The sequence below is a fragment of the Corallococcus sp. CA053C genome, assembly GCF_003611675.1.
In the GTDB taxonomy this organism is placed as follows: Bacteria; Myxococcota; Myxococcia; order Myxococcales; family Myxococcaceae; genus Corallococcus.
This window is the reverse complement of sequence record NZ_RAWA01000565.1, coordinates 1-4946: the sequence shown is the minus strand read 5'-3', so window position 1 is coordinate 4946 and position 4946 is coordinate 1. Positions and strand designations below refer to the sequence as shown.

Below are 4946 nucleotides of genomic sequence, written 5' to 3'. Positions count from 1 at the left end.
CCTAGGGTTCGTCGGCAGCGTCAGATGTGTATAGAGACAGGCCCATCGCGGGGCCCGAAATGCCCGTCGCCCCTGCGGCCCCCGCCGTCGAACCCAGGGCGCCCATCCAGGCCGGCCCTCCCGGCCTGCGCCCCCGTCGCACCGAAGCCCCGGCCCGCGCAGTTGCCACGGGGGCCTCCGTCGTCCCCACCACCGCCGGATCCCCGGAGCCCTGGCGCGCGTCCCTGAGCGTCTCCAGCTTCACGGAGCTGGAGATTGAAGCGGACTCGCTGCTGCATGCGGTGGAACTCGCGGCCCAGCGCGGACTCGCGGACGGCGCGGCGGAAGAGGAGCCCATCTACGAACTGACCGAGGAGGCGGAGGCCACCCCCGGCACCTGGGACGCGCTGCCTGCCATCCCGCTCTTCTCTGACCTGCCGCGCGACGCGTTCATCCAGCTCTTCGAGCGCTGCCCGCTGCGCCGCTTCGGCCCCGGCGAGCGGATCATCTCGCAGGGCAGCCACGGCGACGCCTTCTACGTCATCTGCGAAGGCAGCGTGCGCGTCTACCGCGAGGACGAGGGCCTGCGTCAGGACCTGGCCACGCTGGAGGGTGGGGCGTTCTTCGGGGAGATGGCGCTCTTGTCCGGAGCCCCGCGCGCCGCGTCCGTGGAGGCCGCGTCCGACGACACGCAGGTGCTGGAGATCTCCGCGGCGGTGCTGGCCGCGCTGTCACACAGCCATCCGCCCGTGGCCCAGGCCCTCAAGAAGTTCTGCCGCGAGCGCCTGCTCACCAACGTGATGAACGGCTCCGCGCTGTTCCGCCCCTTCAACCGCAAGGACCGGCGCGGGCTGGTGGAGCGCTTCCGCGCGCGCGACGTGGAGCGCGGCGGCGTCATCATCCGAGACGGAGACGTGACCGACGGCCTCTACGTCGTCCTCTCCGGCGAGGTGGAGGTGCGCAAGAACGGGCACGTGCTGTCGCGCCTGCGGGAAGGGGAGCTGTTCGGAGAGATCTCCCTGCTCCAGAAGACGCCGGCCACGGCCACGGTGGAGGCCTCGCGCCACACCACGCTGCTGCGCCTGCCGCGCGAGGACTTCGACTCGCTCATCTCCACCCATCCGCAGGTCCTGATGCTCATGTCGGACCTGACCGACGAACGCCTGCGCCGCACCGAGCGCGTCCTGGGCCTCCCCGAGGACGCGTCCGACCTGGCGCGGGTGGACGACGACGACGACGACCTCATCCTCGTCTGAGGACGGCGCCGGGTTGTGGCCTCCAGGGGGGCCCGCTATCCTCACGGGCATGGCTGCAGGCCAGGGCGGGGCGCCGCACGCGATAGCGGGATTGGGGCCCGACGACATCGCCGAGCTGGAAGCCCTTGGCTCGCAGCCCGGCTATGACGCGTTCCTCGCTCCGGCCCGCGCGCTCGAAGGCGCCGTGGAGGAGTGCCGCTCCAACATCGCGCTCGCCTTCCACAACACGAAGCGCGGCGTCGACAGCGTGCTGACCCGCGACGTGGAGCTGGCCACGCTGCCGGGCGTGAACGTGGAGGAGCTGCGCGACCTGCCGCTGCTCGCGCAGGGGCTCGCCTTCGCCGCGCTCCAGGTGCAGCGCGACATGAAGGCCAGCACCTTCGGAGGCCTCTTCGAGCGCGCCCAGCACCTGCGCCGCAAGCTGCTCAAGACGGCGGAGGCGCTCGCGGAAGCGGCCTTCCTCGACGCCGCCGAGGTGGAGGCCAGCCGCACCGAAGGCCACCGCGACATCGTGGGCGACTGCCTGGGGCTCGTCGCGCTGTTCCGGCGCCACGAGCCGAAGCTCACCGGCCGCTCGCCGGTGACGCCCGAGGACGTGAACGAGGTGGAGCGCGTCGCGGTGCAGCTGCGCGCCCTGCTCGCGGCCCCCGGCGAGGCGCGTGAGAACGAAGCCTCGCCGCTGTTCTTCGAGGCCACGGAGACGCGCGACCGCTTCTGGACGCTGCTCACCCGGCGCCATGACGTCCTCTGGCGCTGCGGCGCGTGGCTCTTCGGCCGCGACGTGGACATGCACGTGCCCCCCCTCCAGGCCCGCCACCCGCTGGTGCGCGCCGTCGTGCCCACCGCCATCGAACGCGCGTCGCAGCAGCCGCTCCGACGCGGCGAGTCGCGGCCGCAGGGTTCGTCCGGCTCCAGTGGCCACGCTCCGGAGGGCGGCGCCATGCGCTCCAAGGTCCGCTTCATGGTGAAGGTCGGCTTCGACTTTCCCTCGCGCTAGACACCCCCCATGCCTTTCGACGTGAAGGACATCCTCCGGCAGCTGGACACGGGCTTTGCCTCGGACGCGGGCGCGCCGCCGTGGTGGCAGGAGAGCTGGGAGGATCCGGAAGGGTTCGCCGCCGCGCTCATGGAGGCCCACGCGGGCAAGGGCGTGCCGCCACCCAAGAGCCGCCCGGGCCAGCAGTACGACTTCTTCCACGACCTGGTGGTGCGCCACGTCGGCCTGGAGCGCCCCGCGTTCCGCACCCATGCGCGCCTCCAGGGCTGGCAGACGGTGGGCTACCGCACGCTGCACGACCTGGCCGCGCGCCGCGCCAGCGAGTGGGCGGAGCAGGGCGTCGTCCCGGGCGCGAAGGTGTGCCTCGTCCACGGCGTGGGGCAGGAGCTGCTGGTGTCGCTGCTCGCCACGCTGCGGCTGGGCGGCTGCTTCACGCTGCTGCCGCCCCTGGGCCCACGCGCCATGGCCACGCGGCTGGAGGCCCTGACGCCGGACTTCATCGCCGCGGAGCCGCACCAGCTCCCGCTGCTGAAGGGCCACGAGAAGCTCCTGCTCAAGAGCAAGGGTGGGGGAGCGCCCGGCTTCACGTCGCACACGTACAAGCCCGCGGACGTGGTGGGGCTGCTCTTCTCGCCGCTGGTGGATCCGCCGCACAGCCTCGTGCCCCTCACCGCGGAGAACGCGTGGAAGGGCGCGCTGGGTGACGGGATGCTCACCTTCGGCCTCGCGCCGGGGGACATGCTCGCGGCGCCGGACTTCCCGGTGCTCCAGCATCAGCCGGCGCTCCTCTTCACCACGCTGCTGCGGGGCGCCACCTACCTGCACCTGGAGCTGGCGGACCTGGAGCACAACCCGGCGCCCCTCCTGGAGCACCCGCTGCGCGCCCTGGGCGTGACGCCCCGGCTGCGCGACCTGCTCCTGCGCCACCGCACCGGCGCGATGCGCAACGTGCTGCACTGGTTCCGCAACCCCGAGGAGCCCTACGACGCCCAGGCGTGGCGCGCATGGGTGAAGCAGTGCGGCCTCCAGGCCGTGCCGTCGTCCAACATCCTCATCGACGCGGCGGCGGGCGGCGCGGTGCTCGTGTCGTCGCGCGGGGTGAATGATCCGCACGCGGACGTGCACACGGACGTGTTCCCCGTGCCGGGCCGGCGCTGGACGCTGAAGGATCCGAACGCGAGCGGGCAGGGCGCCCCGACGGACGTGGGCATCTTCACGCTGCTGCCGGACAAGGGCCGCCCCCCGGGCCACGTGCTGCTCGCGCGGATCCGCTCGCGCTACCACTACGGCGGCACGATGGGCTTCCGGCACGACGGCCGCACCTACCCGTCGAAGGAGGTCACCGACGTGCTGGAGGGCCTGCCCTTCCTCGTGGGCACCAGCGTGGTGCCGGTGTCCACCGGGGGGCTGGCCAGCCACTCGCGCTTCATCCTCCTGGCCTTCACGGGCAGCGAGCCCGCCCCCTCGTCGGGCGAGCAGGAGATCAAGCGGCGCATCGAAATGATGCTAGGGGGGGACTTCCTTCCCGACCGGATCGAGTTCTTCCCGCTCTTTCCACACCGGAAGAAGGGTGCGGTGGACGACGCGTGGTGCGCCACGCAGTTCTTCACCGGCGCGCTGCACCGCAAGGCGACGGACCCGCTGTTCCAGGCCCTCACCGCACTTCGGGGTCGTCTGCTGGAAAGAGCAGGCCCTTCGGGCGAAGATGGCCCGCCGGGAACACGCTGAGCCGAAAGGGGCAGGACATGGGTGTCCAGGTCGTGATGGGAGCGATGCTGCAATGCAGCTTCGGGGTGGCTCCCTCGTCGTTGATGGTCCTGCCGGCGAACAAGGTGCTCGCGACGACGCCCGCGGCGAACATCATGGACAACAAGCCCTTCATGAACGTGCTGCCCTTCGGCGTGTGCTCGTCCATGGCGAACCCCATGGTCGCGGCGGCGACCGCGGCGGCCCTGGGCGTCCTCACCCCCATGCCCTGCATCCCCGCCACCGCGGCGCCCTGGGCTCCGGGCTGCCCCAAGGTGCTCATCGGCAACATGCCGGCGCTGGAGAGCAACTCCAAGCTGATGTGCAGCTACGGCGGCGTCATCCAGGTCGTCTCCCCCGGGCAGGTGGTGGCCATCGATGGGTGACGCGGCGCTGGCCCTCGAAGCCGTCGACTTCTCGCTGCTCGACGCCCCGTTCACCGGCACGCCCGTGCCCATCGACGAGACGGAGGGCCCGGATCAGCGCCTGGAGGCCATCACCGCCCTCGTCGCCAAGGGCGCCTACCAGGACGCGGCCCGCGCCGCCGAAGCGCTCCTGCGCCAGGGCGTGCGCGACGTGCGCCTCCTGGGGCCCTACCTCTTCGGTCACTTCGTCACGGACGGCATGAAGGCGCTGCCCGTCCTCTTCCGCTCCCTGTCGCGCAGCCTCGTGGAGAACTGGGACTTCTTCGGGCCCACCGGACCCAAGAAGCCCATCTTCGTGGACACCGGCCTGCGCTGGTTGCTCAAGATGATGAGCAAGAACCTGGAGCACCACACGCGCCTCAAGGACGCGCAATGGCAGTCGTGGTGCACGCCCGGCAACCGCGAGCCCATTGAAGAGGCCCTGCGGATGGGTGACCCCATCATCGCCGCCTTCTCCGCGCTCCCGAAGAACGCCTGCGCGGATGCCTTCCGCACGCTGCTGGGCTCCCTGCGCTCCCACGCCCAGGGCGTGCCGTACCTGCC

5 protein-coding genes are annotated in these 4946 nt (G+C 71.7%); all 5 read left to right on the top strand.

Annotation, left to right across the window (positions count from 1 at the left end):
• The first annotated feature begins 59 nt into the window (after nucleotides 1–59).
• On the top strand, nucleotides 60–1235 hold the full coding sequence (locus tag D7V97_RS39975; protein ID WP_233583536.1) for a cyclic nucleotide-binding domain-containing protein: 1176 nt from the start codon (nucleotides 60–62) through the stop codon (nucleotides 1233–1235).
• Nucleotides 1236–1326: 91 nt separating this feature from the next.
• Entirely contained in the window at nucleotides 1327–2232 is a 906-nt protein-coding gene (locus D7V97_RS39970) for a hypothetical protein (RefSeq protein WP_120615819.1), read from the top strand.
• Between the two features lie 9 nt (nucleotides 2233–2241).
• Entirely contained in the window at nucleotides 2242–3960 is a 1719-nt protein-coding gene (locus D7V97_RS39965) for a long-chain fatty acid--CoA ligase (RefSeq protein ID WP_120615818.1), read from the top strand.
• Nucleotides 3961–3977: 17 nt separating this feature from the next.
• Nucleotides 3978–4364 carry a DUF4280 domain-containing protein gene (locus D7V97_RS39960; RefSeq protein ID WP_120615817.1) on the top strand — a complete coding sequence of 129 codons (387 nt, stop codon included), beginning with the start codon at nucleotides 3978–3980 and terminating at the stop codon, nucleotides 4362–4364.
• Nucleotides 4357–4946: type VI secretion system protein IglI family protein (locus D7V97_RS39955; protein ID WP_304988531.1), on the top strand; the 590-nt coding region annotated here is incomplete at its 3' end. The genes D7V97_RS39960 and D7V97_RS39955, both read left to right, overlap by 8 nt.